The following is a 23,531-nucleotide window of genomic DNA, read 5'->3' as shown; positions in this document are numbered from 1 at the left end:
GGAGCATATCAAAATTTCCAGTAATATTGAATAAGAAAAATATATTTACACAAATCTATCTATATTCTCATAAAATTAATTAAAAGTATTCCTTTCTTTAAAAGTACCTATATAATTGTTTTGTAAGAAACCTTTCAATATCTTAATTTTTCTGTAAAAATTATATTATATCTTGAAATTTTATTTTAATCTATCTTTATTTCTTCTTCATATTTTTGAAATTCTAAATTTGCTTTAAACAAATCTCCATCTATCTCTATATAGAATTTTCCACCTTGTAAGTTTACTAAATCTCTTGCAATAGCAAGTCCTAACCCACTACCTTCAGTATTTCTTGATTCGTCAGCTCTTTTAAATCTTTCCATAATTTCACTTGGGTCAAAATTTAACTCATATGAAGATATGTTTTTCATAACCACCTTTACATTTTCACCATTTTCATAAACATCTATATAAACTCTAGTACTTTCTAAAGAATATTTAGCTATATTTGATAATAGATTTTCAAAAACTCTATACATTCTTCTTCCATCTGCCCATATATACACTTTTTCATTTGGAACATTTAGTCTTATACTTAAATTATTTGTAGATAACTTTTCTTCTAGTTCACCTATACTTTGCCTTAAGAGTTGCACCAAATCAATTTTACTAATTTGTAACTCTATATTTCCACTACTTACTCTACTTGCTTCAAATAAATCCTCTATCAATAATTTTAACCTCTTTGACTTTGATTCTAGTACATTTATATAATCGTTTATATATTCTGGTTGTATAGAATCTTCTTTTTTAATTAAATCTACATAATTTATTATAGAAGTAAGTGGAGTTTTTAAATCATGAGATACATTAGTTATAAGGTCAGATTTCATCCTTTCACTTTTTACCTGTTCTTCTATTGCTTTATCCAGACCTTCTCCAATATTATTTATATTTTCTGCTAAAGATGTAAAATTATCATTTCCACTAATTTTTATCTTATAGTCTAATTCACCATCTTTTATTTTTTCGGTACCTTCTATAACATAACTCAAATAAGAAAGCCTTTTGGTTATATAAAGTGCAAAACCCAAAAATATACATATAGAAAATAACAATCCTAGGCTCACACTTTGAACACTAATTACAATTGTTAAAACCAAAGATATTATTACTATACCAATAACTTTTCTTGCTAAAGATACTTTTTTTATAGCGTTAATGACCTCCCTTACAGTTTTTATTAACCATAAAATCACCCTTACTATAATACTTGACTTAAATATACATATTTTATTTTCTAAATGACTTAACTGAACAGTTATAAAAAATATATTATTTGAAATTAGTAATGATGCTATAGAAATTAGTAATATAATATAAATATCATAGGATGTATCAATAACATACAGAAATAGAAGTATTATTGAGGTAACTATTATTACTGCATTAAATTCCATAGGTATTTTATTGTATATTAATAAAAATACATTGTCTTTCTTTAATGCCTTGTATTTAATTCGTTTACATAATATAATGGACAATAAACATATAATAGCTAAAATTAAACTAGCTACAAAAAATAATTGCACTTTTTCTGTAGCTTGCTTAAACGTTTCAAAGTTATTGTATACAATTCCATCTTCAATACTTAACTCTTTAGGAAAAGATACATAGGCTTCAAAAGCTTTATCCATACCATTTAGTTTTAAATCGATATTATTTAATTCAGATTTTTTTCCATTTAGTTTTTTAGTATAGGAACTTTTTTCTACTCCTTCTATTATTTCTACATCACAATAACCCTTTATGTTTTGCTTAAATTCATCTAAATCATTATATATTGTGTTCGTATAATACTCTCCTGTATATGTATTTCTAATATACATTTTTACATTTTTTAAAGAGTCTAAGTATTCTATAGATGATAGTTTATCATTTACAAAGTTATCATAATCATTATTTAAAGCAACATTTTTTCCGTTTCCTTCTGATTTTGAATCCTCATAATTTAATTTAAGTTTTTCTTCTTTGGTGTATCCACTACTTACAGATAGTTTCAAATTATATAATAAATCTTGAATTGTACTTTCATCAAATATATTGCTGTCATAAAAATCATCAGATATTCGAAAAATTCCACTATTTGTAGAAGTTTTTTGTATATTGTGTTTAGGTTCAGCAAGTCCTATTGATGCAAATAGTATAGCTAATGGAAACGAAATAGATACTATTATTAATGCTACTAACTTTAATGCTCTATATTTTTCCAAGTTGTTCACCTCATCTACATCGTCAATATCTTATATAAAATAAAATTCAATACAAGCATAATTCCCATAGAGTACACTAAGCTACTTGAGAAGAAGTTAAAACATATAAGAATTCCTAATATTTGTGTAAAAGTAAAAACGACTAAAATCAAAATGCAATTAAATATTAAACTCTTTTCTTTCATAAGTTTTCCGCTAAAATTTTTCAATCTTATAACCAACTCCCCACACCACCTTTAAAAATCTTGGTTCTTTTGGATTTATTTCAATCTTTTCTCTTATTCGTCTAATGTGTACTGCTACTGTATTTTCTGAATTAAAACTTTCTTCATTCCATACTTTTTCGTATATCTCATCTATCGAGAAGACTCGTCCTTTATTTTCTAAAAGAAGTTCAATTATTTTATATTCAATTGGTGTCATTTTTATATTTTCGCCATCAATCTTAACTTCTTTTGTCAATGTATTTAGCTCTAGAGCCCCACTTTTTAAAATTTCTTTACATGTATCTTCATAGTTACCTAAGGTTACATATCGCCTTAAGTTTGATTTTACTCTAGCTACAAGTTCTAATAGATTAAATGGTTTTGTTATATAATCGTCAGCTCCAATGTTTAATCCCATTATTTTATCTGTATCTTCACTTTTTGCTGAGATTAAAATTATTGGTATATTTCTTTCTTCACGTATTTTTACAGTTGCTTTGATTCCATCTAATTTAGGCATCATTATGTCCATTAAGATTAGATGGATATCATTTTTTGTTATTACTTCTAATGCTTTCATTCCATCATATGCTTTATGTATTTTAAATCCTTCTGATTTAAGATATATCTCTATTGAATCAACAATCTCTTTATCATCATCTACTACTAATATATTGTACATATTTTCACTTCCTCTATTGTATAATAATCCTTATATTTATTATACAATATCTTTCACTCCCTTTCTCAATAATGACTAAATTGTTATATTGTATTATCTTACATTTTTATAATTTTTCTTTATATCTATATAATAGAATATAAATCTTAAGAAAATATTATCCTAAATCTTAAATATTTCTTAAGATTTAAGATAAATTGAGGTTTATTTGAATTAATTAATTTGAATTATGTTGTTTTCAGATTACTTTCATTTAAGTATTTTGATTGGATTCAGCTGAATTAATGTATATTAATTCTTATTGAGTAGTTTTTATTTTCTAGGAGTAAGAATGGTGGGAGAATCATATTTTACTAATGTTCTTCCACCATTCTTCCTCCTGAATATACTTAGAAGCATTTATTTCACTGCAATAATAGCTACTTATTTAAATTCAATTTTTATACATCCTATCTACTATATACTATACATATCCTATTAAAATTTATATAAACAGAAGATAAACTTATTTCATTTTTTTAACATGTTCAGAATAATAAACAAAATGAAGGTAGAAAAAGTTATAATTTCATACCTTCATTTTGTTTATTATGTATCTATTTGTCATTTTTTTATTTCAAATTCTTAAAATATTCTTCGAGTTCAATTAATTTATCTTCCTCCACTATCACTAAAGTTTTTCAAATAAGAGAATTTAGCTGAATATATCCATCTAATTTTTACCATATAACCTATATGAATTGCATATACCTTAGTTGTATTTTTTATATAATCTAATTATTTCAATATAATTACTAAATATGTTACTAATAAATTTATTTATTTTATTGGCATTTATTATATTGTTTATTAGAATGAATTTAATAAAATTTTTAAATAAAAGGATATTGATAAAATGAGAGTAGCTGAGTATTTGTCACATAAACCTATAGTAGCAGTAGATAATCATGATAGAATTGATGGAAAGTATGCAAACAATTCTGATGCAAAAGCTTTGTCTTTAGAAAAACCCCAAAACAAATTGAGCATTTCCAATACTTACACATATACAACTCTCTTAAATTTGCAGTGAGTGGCTAATAGTGCAATTGATAACACTTATCAAAGTCTCTCAACACCTTATATTCCAACTGTTAAACTATACTTTAGTAGAAAAATCGCACACTACAAAACTTCTATATTTTTATTATATCATAATAATATTATTTTTGAATATGTGTACCAATTTGTGGTATAATAAAAGCAAGAAGAACTACAATCTATTTAGACGTAGAGTGAAGTTCAAATACTAAATGTTTATTCTTTTTGAACTTGATTTTTAGTTCAAAACTAAAGTCACTCCTGCCAGAGTGGCTTTTTACTTTTTTAAATAACTTACTAATTAAGTAAACTATTAAACTGGCAACTAAACTGGCTAGTATGCCCTGTAAAAAATTATCCATACATATTCACCTCCCTTCTATACCTTGGGAGGATAATCTTTTGTATGAACTCCACTCTATAAATTGTAGATTACATCTTCTTGCTAAAAAGATTATAACATATAACTTTTACATATTTTACCTATTATATATTTAACTAAGCAAATTTGAACAAAGCAAAAGCGCCTACCATTTAAGTAGGTGCTTCTTTATTCTTATATATCTTTACTCTAATCTCTATTAGTATTAATTACACCAAAAATATAATCACTAAGAATATTTTTTACTCTTTTAATCTTTTCTAACACTTTTATCAAACAGTATTCCTATTCCTCCTAGTAAAGCCAATATAGAACCAAAATTTCTATATTGTGAAATAGGTTGTTCTAAATATACATTGTATTGGTTGGTATCCATTGTTCCACCATTTTGTCACATAATACAATCTATATTAAATTGCCCTAAGGCTATACAGCAAAATAACACTATTATTCCAATTACAAAAGCAAATATACATATTGTAAGTTTAATATCATTATTTTCTATAAATATACCTCTCATAATTTAGATTTCTTTGTTATTTTTTAATTAATGATATATTATCTACATTTTTTATCTTTAAAATATGTTCAGAATAATAAATAAAATAAAAGTACAAAAACTTATACTTTCATACCTTCATTGTTTTTATTATTTAATTATCTATCATTTTCATTTTTTAAATTATTGATTTATATATATATAAATTCTATCTCAATAAAGTTTTCTAAACAAGAGAATTTATATAAATATTTTTGCAATTTATTCCAAGTCATTCTTCAAAATTCCTATAATACTCTTCTAAATAATATAGTTTTTCTTTACTTATGGACTTATGTGTAGTCGTAAGAGAACGTATAATTTTTCTGTTTTTAGTAGATTTTAATACTTTTTTCTTGAAAGTATCATACTCTTCACTAGTTATTATTATTTTATAATGCGATTGAAATCTTATAATATCTCTAGCTAAAAAATCCTTACAAATTAATCCTTTTAATATTATTTTTATTGTACTCTTATGCCATCCATATATCTGCTTTATGTCTCTTATTATTTCTTTTTTAGATATCAAAGAATCTTTTTCCCATAGATAGCACATTACCACAAATTCTGCTCTTACTAACTGTTCTATTAATATTTCTTCTTCCACATTTTGTCACTCCCTCAAATTCTGTCTAGTTCAAATTAATAATAGAAGCTTCTAATCATAATTGATACAGGTAATTTTTACCATAAAATCTATATATTTAGTATGTTTTTTTTAAGTAAAATGACGTTCATATTTATAAATTTATCCAATTTTCAAACAATCATGTTGAATAATAACTAATTCTGTTGTATTATTGTAGTTGTAGAATAAAACTAAATGGGCAAAACTAGAGAAATTTAGTGACGCAAAGCTATAGGGACTAAGACTTGTAAAGTATATTATAAGTTATGTCAGCCAGTTGCCAAAAAGATATTTTTCTTTTTGTTTTTATGAAAGTTTTTTAGGGGGATAATAATATATGTTTAGAGATAAAATGGATAGATGTACACATATGTTAACTGCTTATATTGGTAGTTCATATGATTATTGTGATTTTATAGATACACAGTTAGATGATTTTATACTAGAATATGGAGAAAATATAGTAGAATCTTGTTTGCATCAAGTGATGGTATTGGTAAGTAAGTATAATTAAATAGACCTTATTTTCTAGAAAACCCTTTTTAGTTTTATCTACTTTTAAATACTATTCTGTTAAAAAATTAATTAAAATATATTTCTAGCATTCACAGTTTTATTTTTTATTAAAACATGATATAATTTTGAGATTTTATTTAAGTACGAAATCAAAGAACACATGGACTGCTGTTTGCCTTCATTTCGTACATAACTTTGTTTCTATTCAAATCTGAAATAAGTTAGACTTTTAATATATTTATATTTGTATTTACCCTAATTTCTTTATTTTTAGAATCTAATACTTCTATAATATTAGTTAATGCCTTCTATACATCATTTTCATTTACAACAAAATTATTATTTATCACCATTACAATTTATAAATTTATCTATATTTAAGGGATGCTTAAATTTAGTTATTATACCTCTATTGCATAAAAGTTCTTTCACATGTTTATTCATATATTTACACAAAATATAAAAAAATTATATAATTCAATTGGAAATAGCATTTTTATATATATTAATGTAAAATTTTGTTTTTATTTGTATCATAAAGGTACTCAAGTCATATATATATATTAGGATATTGAATTTATCCTAATATATATATAGGAGTGGTAAAGAGTGGATAATACAAAGAGTTTAGAATATTATAAAAATAATTTAGAATCATATTCTAGTGATTTAATGAAATTAGTAATTGGATTAACACAGGAGGAATATTTAAATGCAAATACAAGAGTTTATTTAACACCTTGTCAAATATGGAGAATAATAAAATATTTTTTAGTTGGCGAAAGTTATGATTTATATGATGCAAAAGTTAAATTAGATTTTCAGAAAGATTTAAGTTTCAATTTAGATAATGGCATATTAAACGAACTTTCCGAAGAATTAGAATCTCTAATAGATTCTAATTATGTAAAAAACTGCAAACTTAGAGAAGAATTAAAAAGAGCTTTTAGATTGTCTGAGTGTTTAGCTGAAGCTATAAGACAAATAAGTTGTAATGATAACTGTGAATTTTTAGTAGGAAAATTATTTTGCTTATTGGTACAAATTATACTTTTAATAATATCTATTATAGCTAAAATAATTATACTGTTAATATTCTGTAGTGATTGCATTTCATGCAATGATGAAAAAGATGTAAGATCTTCTTTCTGCGATTGTCTAATTTGTGATTTAGAAAAAGAATTGGATGAAATAGAAGAGTTAATTGATGAACTAATTAAATTAGCCATTGCATTTATAAAATGTGGCTCAAAAAAATGTAAACATGATGAACATCACGGCTGTGACTATTGTAATATTTATCATGAAAACTCATCTTATATAAATAATTATGAAGATGATATACAAGAATGCTTTGATAAGTACAAAAAACAATGCTATACAAAAAAATGTAAATGTAATAGAAACTACTAAAAATCTTATTTTTATACAAAATAAAATCTTTCAAAAGCTCTATTAACTATAATAGAACTTGTTATTTTTATCTAATATATTTTGATAGCTAAATATATAGAATAATACAAATAATATGACTTTTTAGCTATTTGAAATATTTTATAATAATATACAAACTATAATACAGAAGAAGTTACTTCAATAGGTTTAAAAATCTAAAAGAGATAGCTTCTTTTGTATAAGTAAAAATCTATAATATTTTTACTTTTTTGAAATCTATAAAAAGACCTTATTTTTATATGTAATTGAGGTCTTTTTTTATTATCTCAAATTTACTGCTATATAATTTTTTCCAATATTTTAACTCAAATAGTAACAATTATAAGTTTAATAATACTATATTATATTAATTTATTATATATCTATTTATAGTAATTGTTAAATTTTCTCTTATAGAAACTGACTTTAATTTAATAAAAAGACAATAAATATATGTAAATATACCTATTGTCTCTTATTTAAATATTTATTTGTATCTAATTTTACTATTATATTTATCACTAAGACTATATTTACATTGTGTAACATTATTACAACTATCTGAACAGTCATCATTATCATAATAGCATAAATTTGGATTATGCATACAATAACTTCTACAGCATTTACAATTATTACAATTACGAAGTTGCGGACAAATTATAAATAATAGTGATAAATCAATCATTCTACAATCAAAGTGTTTTACACAAATATTCTCTATTCCAACAAAAATAGTTTCTATAATATTATCACACTTATCATACCTCAAATCTTTTAGCAAGATAAATTGACAAAATGGTATACTCCAATGTGCAGAATGAAGAGACTGCTGACAATTATCTCCTGTATATATAATCTTAATATTTTTAAATCCTTTTATAACTAATTTTGGCCCTAGTATAGTGTTAATAATCTCCTTATCTTCTATGCATATCTTTACACTTACTTCATTAATACATTCTATATCTGGTTTTTGTGTTGGAACACATAGTATATCATCTTCTATAAATTCTTTATAGTATTTCATACATTTGTTATCTGGATAGTCTTCTAAGGGTGTAATTCCCGTTTTTAAAATACTTTCATTCATATAAATATCTCCTTAATTTTATAATTATATAGAGATTAAAGTTTCTATATACATTTTATATATGATATAAAATCATATATTGTTATAAAAAAGCTAAAAAAATAAAAAATCTTAAAAACATGTAACAAAAAGTCGAAATTTAAATAAATTATATTGAGAGGTAAAAACTTTCAATAAATTATATAAGGAGAGATAAATATGAATAGTAATGCATGTGCTTGTAATATGGATTTAATTGATGTAAGCGGTTTATGTGACATAGACGATGTTACACAGGTTATAAGTCAATATCCTTATTGGTTTCAGATGTATATACCAGAAACATTAAGTATCCCAATACAAAAACCAGATATTGAACAGATAAATTCAGTTAATGTATCAGTGAATATATTGAGAACAAAAGTAGTAAAAACACCTGTATCACCTTTAGATGCTAATTGTGATTTTATACCAAACTTAGAAGGAAAAATCTCTACAGGAAGAAAAATTATTGTTGAGGGTGAATTGTGTCAAAAAATATCTTATACAGCTGATGAAAGATCTCAATCAGTTCATTCTGCACATTTTTATGTACCATTTTCAAGCTATATAGTTATACCACAGAAAATTACTTTTAATAAGGGCACAAAATCAATGAAATTAGACTCACTTGATGTAGACTATCAAGTAAATGCGTGTATAGAAGATTTGTCTGTAAGCCTATTAGATGCAAGAACTATCTCTAAATATACAACATTATTATTATATGCAATACCAAGAAATACATTATAAAATTATAAAAATAAGGAGTAGAGGAAATGTTAAATTCTAATTATACAAATGGCACATCTTATCAATTCCATGATAAATGCTGTTGCGATGATAAGATATTAAATATTGTTGGTGTCTATCCAGAATCAAAAATAGAAAAAGTTTTGCAATGCCCCTGTCCTGAAGATAAAAACAAATGGACAGAGTTTTTTGTATCAGAAACAGTAGATATACCATCACAAAAGCCAAATATAGAAGATATAGTGGAGGTACATTCTTGTGTAGATATAATATCTCAAAGAGTAATAAAAACACCTTTGGTAAACGGATACAGCTCATGTAATGGATACTATATCCCAGGAGAAACTATACCAAATGGAGAATGTACAAATTTGACAGGAAAAAAACTAATAATAGAAGGACTACTAAGACAAAAAATAATCTATACAGCAGCACTGGGTGAACAATCAGTTCATTCTGCAGATTTTAATATACCATTTTCAGTATTTATAATAATAGAGAAAAATACACCACTATACCAACAATTTAAAATAACAGCATATATAGAGGACATATATGCATGTGTATTATCAGAAAGAAGTGTCTTTAAAAATACAACTATTTTTATAAAGGCATCAAAAATATGTTAAGTAATTTAAATAAAATGAGGAGGAATAAAAATGGGATGTAATAAAAAAACTTGTGAATGTGACTTTAATATCAAAACTTTAGGTATATGTGATGTATCAAAATTAAATATGAATGGATGTAAAAAAGAAAACTTAAATTGGACAGAGATTTCAATTCCTGAGATACTTCCCATCCCAAGATTAAAACCTGATATAGAAAATATAGATCAAGTTTATGCAAGTGCAACAATTACTTCAGTAAAACTTATAGAAACTCCATTTGCATATAAATCATATAATTTATATATTAGCTTGGATATATTGAATAAAATAGAAGCTATATTAGATGCGTTTCTAGCAACAAATATACAGACAACAATTAATACATTGATTGGTGGAATAAATGATTTAATATCAACAATTAAGGATGCTATACCTTTAATACCTGGATTAGGTGAGATTATAAATCCTTTATTAGCTAAGTTACAAAGATTACTAGATTTAGTTCAACCATCTGTGAATTCTATTTTATTTGATATTGATAATTTGTTAAATACAATTCAAACTGATATAGCAAGAATAGTATGCGAATCTCTTAATTCTATAATATGCAGAACAGACGATTTAATAAGATTACTAAAATCTATACAAATTGTTATCAATGATATATTTGAAACAGTTAGTACACTTGAAGGACCATTAATAGAAATATTAATAACAACTTTACAAACAATAATTAATAATATCATTACACCTTCATTTGAGATATTAATTGGAGAAAATGGTATATTAATTATACTTGTTGAAAGTTTAAGTAGAATACCAATCGATTGTGACAAGACTAGTGCATTTGCAATACTACAAAATGCTGAAGGAACATGCTTAAATGGAAGAAAACTAATAGTAAATGGTTTATTAAAACAGAAAATAGTATATACTGCTCTAGTAGATGAACAATCAGTTCATTCTGCACATTATGAAGTACCATTTTTAGCATATATAATTCCATATGCCAAATTTGAATGCTTGACATATGAAGAAGGAATAGTTATTTCACCACCTGGAAGACCAGTAGTTACAATAAATGGTTACAGATATAATCCTAAGTTAGACATAGAAGTGGATTTATGTGAGGAATTTATTGTAGATTCATGTATTGAAGATATATATGTAAATGATCTTGATGAAAGAACTATATTTAAAAATATAACATTATTCTTAAAAGCACAATTAAAATCGTTGTGTAATTAAGGTTAATACTATTTTACTAGTATACTATATAAAGTAATATAAACAAACCAAATTAATAACAGTATCTAAATTTTTAAAGGCGTTAATAATACCAAATTTACGCCTTTGAATTTAGTTTAAATACTTAATACCTCACTAAATGAAAGCAATGAAAAAATAGTCTTTGTGCCACGTACGCTTAGATTCAATAATTCATAAAACGTCAAGTAGATATTTAGCTTATTTATAAGTTTATTCCAATAAACCATCCCTTCTTTTTTCTTACTTCTATATAAATTTTTTTAATTTTTAGTTTAGTTAACAAAAAATTTTATTCCATTAATCTACTCTATATTTTTTGATTTTTAAGAAATAATTTTTAATACTTTGATTGATAATATAAGTAAGACAGCTTTTCAGGAGATGATTAAATGACTCTTAAAAACAAGAAGTTTACTATAAATAAGTATGGAATTTTATCTATCATTTTAGTTTTATGCTTGATTTTAACAGGTTTTAATAGCTATGTTAATTATAGTAATAGAAAGTTTAAAGATTATGTTGTTTTCTATGTTCAACATCAAGATGATGAGGTATTGTGGGCTGGTAGTGCTATTGTAAATGCTGTAAAAGAAAGAGGACAAAATAATGTATTTGTGGTTTTAGTGTCTACTGGATGTGGTATATCTGTTTTTGATAGATATAAAAAATATGAAACTCTTACAGATAGCCAAAAATCAGAATACAGAAATAGAGAGTTCTTAGCTTCTCTTAATAATCTAGGAGTAAAAAGAGAAAACATAATAATCTTACCAGAAAAAAATGTAAATGGTACTACTAATTTTAACTCTATGGAAGAAATTGCAATTACTTTTGAAAAAAAATTTAAAAGTGTAACCCATATAGCACATACTTACAAGTTAGATGACCATTTACAACACATAAAAAATGGCTCTGTTATTCAAGGTCTATATAACTCTGGTCAAATCAAAGATGCCAAATACTTTGTAAAACCTAAGTTTGCTCATGAAATAAGTTTTAACAACAAGATAGTTTATAAAGCTCATTCTATTGAGGACTATGAAAAAGTTAAAAATGCATGTGAACAATATAAACTTATTGATGAATCAGAATGTAGAGAGGGTATTGGTTATAAATCTGACCACAAATCTTTTGATAAATTATTAAGTGATAAAAATGTTCCTGCTATACTCCACACTCCTAATTTATAACAAATATTTATTTTAAAATAAATATTTGTTATAAATTCTTAATAATTATGAAATTCCTTTGTTATTTATATTTGTTAATATATTTTTAGAGCTAGTCAATTTATATACTTACTGTTTTCTGAAACCAATTTTTAGTATAAAATAAAAATTGATTAAAAATAAAATTTCGAGGGGGATTAATGAAGTGAATCAAAATATATTGGTTGTAGATGATGATAGGGAAATAGTAGATGCTATAGAATTCTATTTAAAACCTGATAATCTTAACGTTTTAAAAGCATATGATGGGTTAGAAGCTTTGGACATATTAATTGAAAATGATATTAAATTAATAATAATGGATGTAATGATGCCCAATTTAGATGGTCTTAAGACTACTCTCAAGATAAGAGAAAAAAAGAATATTCCTATAATACTTTTATCTGCAAAATCACAGGATATGGACAAAATTATAGGCCTTAATATGGGTGCTGATGATTACATAACTAAACCATTTAATCCACTCGAACTTACTGCACGAGTAAAATCTCAGCTTAGAAGATATATAAACTTAGGAGATTTTAGTAATACAAACAATTCAAATGATACTAATTATATTTTAAAAAGTGGAGGTCTTGAGCTAAATACAGATACAAAAATAGTTTCTTTAGATGGTGAAGAAGTTAAAATGACACCTCTTGAGTATAAAATACTTGTTCTTCTCCTATCACGAAAAGGAAAAATATTCTCTTCTCATGAGATTTATGAAAAAGTTTGGAACGAAGATGCTTATAGCTGCGAAAGAACTGTTGCTGTTCATATTAGAAGAATTAGAGAAAAGATTGAAGTAAATTCAAAAGAACCAAAATATTTAAAGGTGGTGTGGGGTATTGGTTACAAAATTGAAAAACTTAATTATTAATGATTCAAGAGCAAAATTTATTTTATTATTACTATTATTTCTATCGCTTTCTATATTATTTGAGACAATATACGATTTAAATAATAACTTTATTGATATTAATGAATTTAAATATTTATACAATGAGGTAGCTATACCTTGCTTTTACTACTTTGGGCCTCCTTTGTATTTATCAAAAACAAATTTGAAATTTATTTGTGAAGGTATTGCATTATTAAGTTGTATATTGGCTATATTATTTTTTATATTCTATAAAAAAAATAACCAAAATAAAGTTAAATTCTTAGAAAACATTATCACTTTCTTTTCCAATGTAAAGATTGAGTTTACACTTATATTAATTTTAATACTTTTAGCATTACGATTTTACATATTTACAAACACTAAAATGTTCTACAATACAAATTTAATTGTATTTAATTTTATTATTCTATCTGTAATTTATATAATATATGAAAACATAAAGCATGGTGGCTACAATCCAAAAGATATGTCTATAACATGTAGATTCTTTTCAGATCTTGTTAGCAGATATAATAGAAAAACTATAAATAAGAAACTAGCTATAGCATTTTTAATCTCTATAGTTATACAAGCAGTTATTCAGTACATAGCTTTAGTATTATTTATGCGTATATATTACGCTAATGCTATAGTTATAGAGGTTTTATTTACACTTGTAAGTATAATTGCTTGTTCTTATATATACAACTTTTTATCTACTAAGTTTAATTACATAAATAATATCTCAAAAAATATAAAAAACATTGAAAATGGAAATCTAAAATATAAGTTGGAAGTGATAGGAGATGATGAAATATCTGCTTTATCTAAAAGCATAAATAATATAACAGATGGTCTTGAAGCTGCTGTAGATGCTAATATAAAAAGTGAAAGAATGAAAACTGAGCTTATAACAAATGTATCTCATGACTTAAAGACTCCACTTACATCTATACTAAGTTATGTAGATATGTTAAAAAATAACGACCTTGATAAAGAAACTATAAACGACTATATAAATATTTTAGATAAAAAATCACAAAGATTAAAATTATTGATAGAAGATATATTCGAAGCTTCTAAACTTAGTAGTGGTGATGTTGAATTTAATATAACAAAGAGTGATATAAAAGAACTCTTAATTCAAAGTATAGTAGAACTTGAAGATAAAATTCAAAACAGTAATTTAGATTTTATAATAGAAACACCAGAAGACTCTGTATTTACTATGATAGATGGAAAAAAGACTTGGAGGGTCTTTGAAAACCTAATTGGTAATATACTAAAATATTCTATGAAAAATACTAGAGTTTACATAGATATGTTTATAAAAGATGAAAATATAATAGTAACCTTTAAAAATATTTCAAATGATAAATTAAATCTAAAACCAGAAGAATTAATAGAAAGATTTAGAAGAGGTGATATATCCAGAAATACAGATGGCTCTGGTCTGGGCTTATCAATTTCTCAAAATATAATTGAATTACAAAATGCAACTATGGAAATAATTATAGATGCTGATTTATTTAAGGTAACCCTTGCTTTTAAAAAAATTAATTAATATTAAATATATAAGGTTGTAAATTGCAAAATAATTTTTATTTTAAATTACATGCTATAAATAGTTAACTTGTAATTTACAACCTTATTAAAATCATAAAACTATTTTTGATATACATATATACTTATTTTTATATACTTGCTCTAATATATAGTCTTATTTTTTCCTGATTTTTTAGCTTTATATAATTTTTTATCTGCCTCGCTTAAAAATGCTTCAAATGAATCAAAGTCTATCCATTCAGAAATTCCAATGCTTACAGTTATTTTATAGTGAAGTTCTTTAAAATTATATTTAAGTAGACTATTATGAACTTTAGATTCAATATGAATTGCTTTTTCTATATTTTCTGTCAAAACAATAAATTCATCTCCACCATATCTACCAGCGAATAGATAGTAATCTTTAAATGATTGAATGATGTAAGCCATCACTCTTATAACCTCATCTCCCACTAGATGCCCATAATTATCATTTACATGTTTAAAATTATCTATATCGATTATCATTATTGCATAATTTTTAGAATTATCTTTAACAGTATATTTTATATTTCCCATAATGGCTCTTTGATTTAATAAACCAGTTAATTCATCCGTAATAGCCAGTTGCTGAAGTTTTCTGTTTGCCTCTAACAACATAACTCTTTGCTCTTCTATTTCTTTTGTTTTTTCATTAATAATGGCCTCTAGTCTATTATTTTCAGCTTCCATTAAACTTATCGGAAAATACTCACCTATTTTTTGTAAATCATTTGCAACAGAATTATGAACACTACTTATTAATATTTCTCCCTCACATTCAACACATAAGTATGTTATTCTTATTTCTACTTGAAAATTATAGCCTTTTTTAGTTTTCTTACAAACTAGATACTCTCCAAATACAGTATGTGAATTTTTTGAATATTCTTTACTATCTAGCCATAACTTTTCTAAAATAAAACTATCTGGTGATTGTTTTACATACTCTTCTAATAAATACTCTACCTCTTCAATACTATTCCCTACTTCAAACTTTCCAGTACCAATCCAACATATATTTTTGTGAAAAAAAGACATACATTTTTTCACATCCCTCTCTACAAAATATGCATTTATAAACTGCTCAACACGTTCAACATATTTGTTCTTAAACATAATATTATTATCCCCTTATCGTTCTAATAAAGTTATTATATCATGACATTGTGTATTTGTTTAAAGAAAAAAATTTATATCTATACATAATATATTTTTTATGCTTTTTTAGAAGTAAACAAGAAAAAAACCTCCTTGGAGGTCTCTTTCTAAATGTTGGGGTTTATATTTACATATTTATTTGATTATACCTTTTAGTGCGATATTAATACATTTTAAATTATATTTCTCTATAAATCATCATGTATTTCATCTCTCTGTATTTATAATATCACATAGAGTTTCCATAATCAGTTACATCTCTGTTACCTAAGATTACAATTTTGTAATATTTGTAATCTTAGGTATAAATTTACATCCATTCTTTAATATAGTATATGTTTTTTATTAACACTAAAGACCTTTTAAGTCATATTTTTCTAGGAAAAGTTTTAATTCAGAGTAAATTTCTTCTGCTCCACCAACTTTATTTGATTCAATATTTAAAGCTAACAATGGCTCATGTAATGATATTCTAAGTAAAAACCAACCATCTCCATTTGCTTCATTACAATTGACTCTTATACCTTCAAAGTTATTTGGTGCAACAGACCATCCATCAACATTATTAACATGAGAATCTAATTCTTTTAGTATCCCTTCTGCATATGGTCTAAAATCTTCTTTATTGATTCCTATTCTAACTTCTTTTTCTTCCTTTGCTTCTTCAAGGTTTTCTATCAATTCTTCTATAGTCTTTCCCTCTAAAGACAGTTTTGCAACTTTTATTAAAATTTTAGCTATTAAATATGCTCCATCGTCTAAAAAATAATTTTCTTTTAGAGCAGCATGTCCAGATGTCTCTATAGCTAAATGGCACTCTTCACCTTCACTATTTAATCTTATAGCTTCATTTATTACATTTTTATATCCTCTTTTAAATCTATGATGTCTTCCTCCTAATTCGCTTATGAATTTAGCAAGACCTTCTGAAGTAATAGAATCAGTTACTATGGCTGTATTTGGATGTTCTTCTAATATTATTGATGATATAACAGCTATAAGAGCATTTTTATTTATTGGTTTCCCATTTTTACCTACAATAGCAGCTCTATCTACATCTGTATCAAATATTATTCCTAAATCACTCTTATTATCTAATACGGCTTTACAGATGCTTTCCATTGCTTCTTTATTCTCAGGATTTGGTATATGATTTGGGAACATACCGTCTGGGTTCAAAAACTGACTGCCTGTTGTATCTGCTCCCAGTATGTGTAAAACTTTTTCAGCAAAGAACCCTCCAGCTCCATTTCCTGCATCAACTAGTATTTTAAGTCCAGAAAAAGGCTTTTCATAGTTTTTACTTGAGTTTACACCTGTTCTAATTTTATCTATCAATAAATTAGAATAATCTTCTATTAAATTTTTTACTACAGCTGTTCCTTTTTTATCTACTCCTTCAGACTGTACACTATCATTTTTAACAGCTATATCTAACATTTCTTTTATATCTGTTTTTTCTAGACCACCATTTTCTGTAAAAAACTTTAACCCATTATAGTAATAAGGTAAATGGCTAGCTGTAATCATAATTGAACCATCAGAGTGGTATCCATCCATGATAGTTGTCATAAACATTGCTGGTGTTGTAGCAATCTCACAATCAATTACATCACAATTATCATTAATCAAAGTTTCAATAACAGTATTTCTAAATTGACTCCCTGTTATTCTAGAATCAGTTCCTATTGCAACAGTTACTTTATCTTTTTTAGTTTTTTCTTTTAACCAAATATGAAATGCTTTAGCTATTTTTTTTACTTCTTCTACAGTTAAATTAACTTCCTTAGAATCATTTTTATATGCTATTCCTCTAATATCTGTTCCATTTTGCAGCTTGTATATGTCACCCATAAACATTCTCCTTACTCAATTAAAATTTTTATTAAAGATTATAAAATTCCTAACTTATTTAAAATTTACATTATTTAAATATGCATATTTTATAATTTTATTATTAACTATTTTATACTTTCTTTTAATTCTTTTATCTTCTCTTTATATGAAATTGGAGGCTTGTCATTAAATAAAGCTGAAGTACCTACAACATATATATCGACTTTTTTGCCACTCATAAGTCTAATGGTCTCTTTATTTATATTTCCATCAACTTCTATAAATGGAGGATTATCATAATCTTTTAATATCTCCGTAAGCTTATCTAACTTATCCAAAACAGATAGATTAAATTTTTGACCTGCAAATCCTGGATTTACTGTCATTACTAAGATACCCTCAACTAAACCTATATATTCTTCTATTTTATCTACACTAGTTTGAGGACTTATCGCTAATACTGGCCCTATTCCATATTCTCTCAACTTTTGTATATCAGCTTTTACATCTGTGCTTGATTCCACATGAAAAGAAATATACTTTGGTTTTATATAAGACATCATATCAATATACTTATTTGGAGTTTCTGTAGCTAAATGAATATCTAAAGGGATAGTTGTATTTTCACTTATTGATTTTAATAGTTCTGGCCCCATAGCTAAGTTTTTGACAAATATTCCATCCATAACATCACAGTGAAGCAATTTTACATCAGCTTCTTCAAGAGCTTCTAGTTCTTTTTTTAAATTCATTTGGTCTGCACACATTATTGAAGCACAAATAATAGACATAATTCTCCTCCTTAGATATAAATTTTCATTATTTATAAGTTTTCATTTTCTATATCATCAATCATTTGTAATCTTCTTGCATGTCTTTCTCCATTATAACTTGAATTTAACCATTCTTCAACAATTCTCATTGCTAATCCTTTTCCAATAACTCTTTCCCCTAAACAAAGTACATTTGTATTATTGTGTTCTCTCGTGGCTTTAGCTGAAAAACAATCTGACACAACTGCTGCTCTAATTCCTTTAAATTTATTTGCAGCAATAGACATGCCTATTCCTGTACCACAACAAAGTATACCTAAATCTGATTTTTTACTTTGAACATTTTGACTTACTTTTTTTGCATATATTGGAAAATCTACACTTTCTTTTGAAGTTGTTCCTACATCTTCAACTTCTATACCTTTATTTATTAAGTTTTCTTTTATAAATTCCTTTAACTCGTAACCACCATGGTCACATCCAATAGATATTTTCATTAAAAAGCACCCCTCTTTATATAAAATTTTATAATTATCGTAAAAATAAAGCTGTCCCATTGTAGAAATTTCTTTCTATTTTTAAGACAGCTTTAATTGATTTATATCAAACCAATTTATTATTCAATGATATTTACATCTATAATAATTCTTTTATATTTTTTACTATATCTTCAGTAGTTAATCCATAATGTTTTAATAAGTCTGCTGGTGTACCTGATTGACCAAATACATCCTTAACACCAATTCTTCTAACTACTACATCTTTAGTTTCTGCTAAAGCTTCACATACAGCTGAACCTAAACCACCAATTATACTATGCTCTTCTGCTGTAACTACTTTTCCAGTTTTCTTAGCACTTTCTTTTATTAATGTTTCATCTAAAGGTTTTATTGTAGATATATTAACAACTTCTACATTTATACCTTCTTTAGCAAGTTCTTCTGCTGCTTCTAATGCTTTTGCTACCATTATTCCTGTAGCTATCACTGTTATATCAGAACCTTCTCTTAAAACAGTTCCTTTTCCTATTTCAAATTTATAGTTTTCACTGTTTACATCTGGAGTTGCAGCTCTACCTAGTCTTATATATACAGGTCCATTATAATCAATAGATGCAAATATTGATTGTCTTGCTTCTAAAGCATCTGCTGGATTTAACACAACCATATTTGGTATACCTCTCATTAAAGATATATCTTCTATAGCTTGATGGCTTCCTCCATCTTCTCCTACTGTTACTCCTGCATGAGTAGCTGCTATTTTAACATTTAAGTTTGGATATGCTACAGAGTTTCTTATTTGCTCATAGCCTCTTCCTGCTGCAAATATTGCAAAAGTACTTGCAAAAGGTATTTTTCCACAAGTAGCAAGACCTGCTGCTGTACCAATCATGTCACCTTCTGCTATCCCCATATCAAAAAATCTATCTGGAGCAACTTCTTTAAATGATATACTTTTTGTAGCTTTTCCTAAGTCTGCATCCAATACTACTATATCTTTATTTTCTGCAAGTTCTTTTAACACTTGTCCGTAAGCTTCTCTAGTTGCTATTCCCATTCCTATAGACCTCCTTCTAAATCTTTCAATGCTTGTTCTGCTTGTTCTGCATTTGGAGCTGTTCCATGCCATGCAGCATTATTTTCCATAAATGAAACACCCTTACCTTTTACTGTCTTAGCTATTATTACTGTTGGTTTTCCTGTAACTTTTTTAGCTTCATCTATTGCATTTCCTATTTCATCAAAACAATGTCCATTTATTACTATTACATTCCATCCAAAAGATTTAAATTTGTCATCTACTGGACTAACATTCATTACCTCTTCATTAGAACCATCTATTTGTAATCCATTTAAGTCAACAAATGCAATTAAGTTGTCTAATTTATAATGTGATGCTGTCATTGCAGCTTCCCATATTTGACCTTCTTGGATTTCTCCATCACCTAATATAGTATACACTGTATAGTCTTTATTATCTAATTTACCAGCTAGTGCCATACCATTTGCAGCAGATAAACCTTGTCCAAGAGAACCAGTAGACATATCTACTCCTGCTACTTTTTTCATGTCTGGATGTCCTTGTAACTTAGAACCAAACTTTCTAAGTGTCAATAATTCTTCTTCTGGGAAAAATCCTTTTTCTGCTAATGTAGCATATAAAGCTGGTGCTGCATGACCTTTTGATAGAACAAATCTATCTCTATCATCCATTTTTGGATTTTCTACACATATGTTCATTTTATCAAAATATAACACTGTTAACATGTCAGCTATTGATAATGAACCACCTGGATGCCCGCTTTTAGCTTCTGCAACCATTTTTATTATGTTTTTTCTAATATTATTAGAATGATCTCTAAGAGTGCTCATACTTTTTTCCTCCTGTTATTTTTTAAGACCTTACATTTTCTTATCCTACAGTAGATTTTACAATTTTTTTTAAAATAATACAAATGTTTTTTTAAGATTTTACTGCAACTTTTATTTCTTCTCCGTTCATTAAAGCTGTAATACCCTCTTTAAATTCGTCTAAACCAACAGTTCTTGTAACTAATGCTTCTGTATTTACTTTTCCACTAGCCATTAAATCTAATGCTATAATCCAAGAACTTGGTTTTTGTGATCTACTTCCAATATATTGTAACTCTCTTTGAATTATTGCTTCTTGATCCATTTCATTTAGTTTTTTGGCAAATATCCCAACTTGTACGAAAGTTCCTTTCTTTCTAAGTAATCTTAAAGCTTCATTAACTGCTGGCATAAATCCAGAACAATCAAATCCTTTATTTACTCCATTTCCATCAGTCATTTCATTTACTACATCTGCTAGACTTTCTTCCATTACGTTTACAGTTCTATCTACTCCAAGATTTTTAGCTATTTCTAATCTTTCTTTATCTTTTGTAACACCAGACATTATAACTGTAGCACCTTGAGATTTAACAACTTGAGCTAATAGTAAACCTATTGGTCCTGGTCCTATTATTAATACTGTATCATCACTTTCTATAGTAGTTTTTTCAAGAGCTGCATGAACACAACAAGCTAGTGGCTCTGTAAGAGCTGCTGATAATAAAGATACATTTTCAGGAAGTACATGTATGCTTTCCTCTCTTGATAATACATATTCAGCAAAACTTCCATCTGCTTGAGTACCAATACCTTTTCTAGTTGGGCATAAATTGTAGTCTTTAGTTGCACAATATATACATTTTTCACAAGTTGCAAAAGTAGTTTCTGATGTAACTCTATCTCCTACTTTTATATTTTTAACATCTTCACCAATTTCTACGACAATTCCAGAAAATTCATGACCTAAAGTTACTGGAGCTTTTATATTTGCATATTCCCCTTTAAATGAATGTATATCTGAACCACATATACCACTGTATTCTACTTTTATTTTAACTTTATCTCCTGTAGCTTTTGGCTCTTCTACCTCTAATACTTCTACATTATCATAACCTGGTTTAGTTTTAACTACTGCCTTCATTTATTTTTCAACCCCTTGTGGTAAAATTAATATCTTATTAAATTCTTCTTTTCTATCTCTTATCATTTCAAATGCTTTATAAGTATCTTCAAGTGAAAATCTATGAGATACCATTTCTTTTAATTTTATTTTTCCTTCATTAACTAGAGTGATTCCTTTAGTCCACTCTTGTCCTGGGAATGGTGCAGAATAAGAATTCCAGAAACCTTTTAACTCTAGTTCTTTTCTAAATATATTTTCAAATGCTTCTTCAGATAAAGTTATATCTGAATATGCTATCCCTAAAAATCCTATTTTACTTTTCTTTTTAGTTATAAGTAAACATTGTTCTTGAGTTATTTTAGAGCCTGCACATTCAAGTGCTATATCAACACCTTTTCCACCAGTAAGTTCTTTTATTTTTTCTACTGGGTTTACATCTTTAGCATTAATTATTATATCAGCACCTAATTCTTTTGATTCTCTTAATTTATTATCAGATATATCAACTGCTATAATTGTTCCAGCTCCTGCTATCTTAAGTCCTTGTATTACTAGTTGACCCATTGTTCCACTACCCATTACAGCTACAGTATCTCCAACTTGGATACCTATATTAAGTACTCCATGCATAGCAACTGCAAGTGGTTCTATCATAGCGGCATCTTCAAAATCCATGTCTCCTATTGGTAAAACATTTGTAGCTTTTATGTTTGCATATTCTGCAAAAGCTCCAAAAGTTTTAGCTCCTAACATACCATGGTCATCACATAATGAAAATAACCCTCTCTTACAATATTCACACTCATTGCAAGGTATAAAAGGAATCGCAACTACTCTATCTCCAACTTTTACATTTTTTACATCCTTACCAACTTCTGCAATTACTCCAGAAAATTCATGTCCTGGTATAGCTGGAACTGGATATTTCCAATGTTTTAATACTCTTGGAGGATCTGACCCACATATTCCTGCTGCCATAACTTTTATTTTTACTTCATCACTTTCACATGGTTTTATTTCTATATCTTCAAATCTCATATCATTTGTGCCATGTAATACTGCTGCTTTCACGATAAATCTCCTCCTTTTGTATTTTGTATTTTTTAAAAATTTATAAAAAATATTACTCTTTTCTAGT

23 protein-coding genes and 1 riboswitch are annotated in these 23,531 nt (G+C 26.3%); of the genes, 9 read left to right on the top strand and 14 right to left on the bottom strand.

Going from position 1 to position 23,531, the window contains the following annotated elements:
• Nucleotides 1-185: 185 nt before the first annotated feature.
• Together IC213_RS02490 and IC213_RS02485 are read right to left on the bottom strand one after the other, a co-directional pair.
• Nucleotides 186-2,255 carry a sensor histidine kinase gene (locus IC213_RS02490; protein ID WP_255613177.1) on the bottom strand — a complete coding sequence of 690 codons (2,070 nt, stop codon included), beginning with the start codon at nt 2,253-2,255 and terminating at the stop codon, nt 186-188.
• Nucleotides 2,256-2,450: 195 nt separating this feature from the next.
• Nucleotides 2,451-3,143 carry a response regulator transcription factor gene (locus IC213_RS02485; RefSeq protein ID WP_227432729.1) on the bottom strand — a complete coding sequence of 231 codons (693 nt, stop codon included), beginning with the start codon at nt 3,141-3,143 and terminating at the stop codon, nt 2,451-2,453.
• 895 nt (nt 3,144-4,038) lie between these two features.
• On the opposite strand from IC213_RS02485, the gene IC213_RS02480 reads away from it, so the two are divergent.
• Nucleotides 4,039-4,215, top strand: a complete 177-nt coding sequence (locus IC213_RS02480) for a DUF6530 family protein (RefSeq protein ID WP_227432728.1) — start codon at nt 4,039-4,041, stop codon at nt 4,213-4,215.
• A gap of 187 nt (nt 4,216-4,402) precedes the next feature.
• On the opposite strand, the gene IC213_RS02475 is transcribed toward IC213_RS02480, so the two are convergent.
• The 3 genes from IC213_RS02475 to IC213_RS02470 all read right to left on the bottom strand — a co-directional run bounded on the left by IC213_RS02475 (nt 4,403) and on the right by IC213_RS02470 (nt 5,753).
• A complete protein-coding gene (locus tag IC213_RS02475; protein WP_227824124.1) occupies nt 4,403-4,585 on the bottom strand; it encodes a type I toxin-antitoxin system toxin in 183 nt (60 codons plus the stop codon).
• A 270-nt stretch (nt 4,586-4,855) separates the two neighbouring features.
• Nucleotides 4,856-4,981 (bottom strand): hypothetical protein, encoded by a 126-nt coding sequence (locus IC213_RS20870; RefSeq protein ID WP_255616327.1) that lies wholly within the window; start codon nt 4,979-4,981, stop codon nt 4,856-4,858.
• Nucleotides 4,982-5,375: 394 nt separating this feature from the next.
• Entirely contained in the window at nt 5,376-5,753 is a 378-nt protein-coding gene (locus tag IC213_RS02470) for a BlaI/MecI/CopY family transcriptional regulator (RefSeq protein ID WP_227432727.1), read from the bottom strand.
• 209 nt (nt 5,754-5,962) lie between these two features.
• Nucleotides 5,963-6,059, top strand: a riboswitch (cyclic di-GMP riboswitch).
• Between the two features lie 52 nt (nt 6,060-6,111).
• Here IC213_RS02470 and IC213_RS02465 point away from each other — a divergent pair.
• Nucleotides 6,112-6,288, top strand: coding sequence for a hypothetical protein (locus IC213_RS02465; protein ID WP_227824125.1), 177 nt, complete (start codon nt 6,112-6,114; stop codon nt 6,286-6,288).
• 611 nt (nt 6,289-6,899) lie between these two features.
• Complete coding sequence (locus IC213_RS02460) at nt 6,900-7,703, top strand: hypothetical protein (RefSeq protein ID WP_227824126.1); 804 nt, start codon at nt 6,900-6,902, stop codon at nt 7,701-7,703.
• Nucleotides 7,704-8,211: 508 nt separating this feature from the next.
• Here the strand turns inward: IC213_RS02460 and IC213_RS02455 are convergent.
• Nucleotides 8,212-8,817, bottom strand: coding sequence for a DUF3794 domain-containing protein (locus IC213_RS02455; protein ID WP_227482783.1), 606 nt, complete (start codon nt 8,815-8,817; stop codon nt 8,212-8,214).
• Between the two features lie 198 nt (nt 8,818-9,015).
• Here IC213_RS02455 and IC213_RS02450 point away from each other — a divergent pair, with 198 nt between their 5' ends.
• From IC213_RS02450 to IC213_RS02425, 6 genes are all read left to right on the top strand, one after another.
• Nucleotides 9,016-9,588: a DUF3794 domain-containing protein gene (locus tag IC213_RS02450; protein ID WP_227482784.1), complete on the top strand. Its 573-nt coding sequence runs from the start codon at nt 9,016-9,018 to the stop codon at nt 9,586-9,588.
• A 26-nt stretch (nt 9,589-9,614) separates the two neighbouring features.
• Entirely contained in the window at nt 9,615-10,217 is a 603-nt protein-coding gene (locus IC213_RS02445; protein ID WP_227432722.1) for a DUF3794 domain-containing protein, read from the top strand.
• A gap of 30 nt (nt 10,218-10,247) precedes the next feature.
• Entirely contained in the window at nt 10,248-11,447 is a 1,200-nt protein-coding gene (locus tag IC213_RS02440) for a hypothetical protein (protein WP_227432721.1), read from the top strand.
• A gap of 410 nt (nt 11,448-11,857) precedes the next feature.
• A complete protein-coding gene (locus tag IC213_RS02435) occupies nt 11,858-12,658 on the top strand; it encodes a PIG-L family deacetylase (RefSeq protein WP_227432720.1) in 801 nt (266 codons plus the stop codon).
• Nucleotides 12,659-12,842: 184 nt separating this feature from the next.
• Nucleotides 12,843-13,559 carry a response regulator transcription factor gene (locus IC213_RS02430; protein ID WP_227432719.1) on the top strand — a complete coding sequence of 239 codons (717 nt, stop codon included), beginning with the start codon at nt 12,843-12,845 and terminating at the stop codon, nt 13,557-13,559.
• Nucleotides 13,560-13,947: 388 nt separating this feature from the next.
• Nucleotides 13,948-15,126, top strand: coding sequence for a sensor histidine kinase (locus IC213_RS02425; RefSeq protein WP_227862694.1), 1,179 nt, complete (start codon nt 13,948-13,950; stop codon nt 15,124-15,126).
• A gap of 143 nt (nt 15,127-15,269) precedes the next feature.
• Here the strand turns inward: IC213_RS02425 and IC213_RS02420 are convergent, their stop codons facing one another.
• The 8 genes from IC213_RS02420 to IC213_RS02385 all read right to left on the bottom strand — a co-directional run bounded on the left by IC213_RS02420 (nt 15,270) and on the right by IC213_RS02385 (nt 23,464).
• Nucleotides 15,270-16,265, bottom strand: a complete 996-nt coding sequence (locus IC213_RS02420; RefSeq protein ID WP_227845640.1) for a GGDEF domain-containing protein — start codon at nt 16,263-16,265, stop codon at nt 15,270-15,272.
• A gap of 393 nt (nt 16,266-16,658) precedes the next feature.
• Nucleotides 16,659-18,161: a phosphomannomutase/phosphoglucomutase gene (locus IC213_RS02415; RefSeq protein ID WP_227845639.1), complete on the bottom strand. Its 1,503-nt coding sequence runs from the start codon at nt 18,159-18,161 to the stop codon at nt 16,659-16,661.
• Nucleotides 18,162-18,268: 107 nt separating this feature from the next.
• Nucleotides 18,269-18,934 (bottom strand): ribulose-phosphate 3-epimerase, encoded by a 666-nt coding sequence (locus IC213_RS02410; RefSeq protein ID WP_227482789.1) that lies wholly within the window; start codon nt 18,932-18,934, stop codon nt 18,269-18,271.
• Between the two features lie 32 nt (nt 18,935-18,966).
• Nucleotides 18,967-19,413, bottom strand: coding sequence for a ribose 5-phosphate isomerase B (gene rpiB, locus IC213_RS02405; RefSeq protein WP_227432714.1), 447 nt, complete (start codon nt 19,411-19,413; stop codon nt 18,967-18,969).
• 139 nt (nt 19,414-19,552) lie between these two features.
• A complete protein-coding gene (locus tag IC213_RS02400; protein ID WP_227862693.1) occupies nt 19,553-20,473 on the bottom strand; it encodes a transketolase family protein in 921 nt (306 codons plus the stop codon).
• Between the two features lie 2 nt (nt 20,474-20,475).
• Nucleotides 20,476-21,288, bottom strand: a complete 813-nt coding sequence (locus IC213_RS02395; protein WP_227432712.1) for a transketolase — start codon at nt 21,286-21,288, stop codon at nt 20,476-20,478.
• Between the two features lie 91 nt (nt 21,289-21,379).
• Nucleotides 21,380-22,411: a zinc-binding dehydrogenase gene (locus IC213_RS02390; protein WP_227432711.1), complete on the bottom strand. Its 1,032-nt coding sequence runs from the start codon at nt 22,409-22,411 to the stop codon at nt 21,380-21,382.
• Nucleotides 22,412-23,464 (bottom strand): galactitol-1-phosphate 5-dehydrogenase, encoded by a 1,053-nt coding sequence (locus IC213_RS02385; RefSeq protein WP_227432710.1) that lies wholly within the window; start codon nt 23,462-23,464, stop codon nt 22,412-22,414. It abuts the gene before it with no gap.
• Between the last annotated feature and the right edge of the window lie 67 nt (nt 23,465-23,531).

Source organism: Clostridioides sp. ES-S-0049-02 (assembly GCF_020658465.1).
Lineage (GTDB): Bacteria > Bacillota > Clostridia > Peptostreptococcales > Peptostreptococcaceae > Clostridioides.
This window is presented reverse-complemented; position numbering and strand designations above follow the sequence as displayed.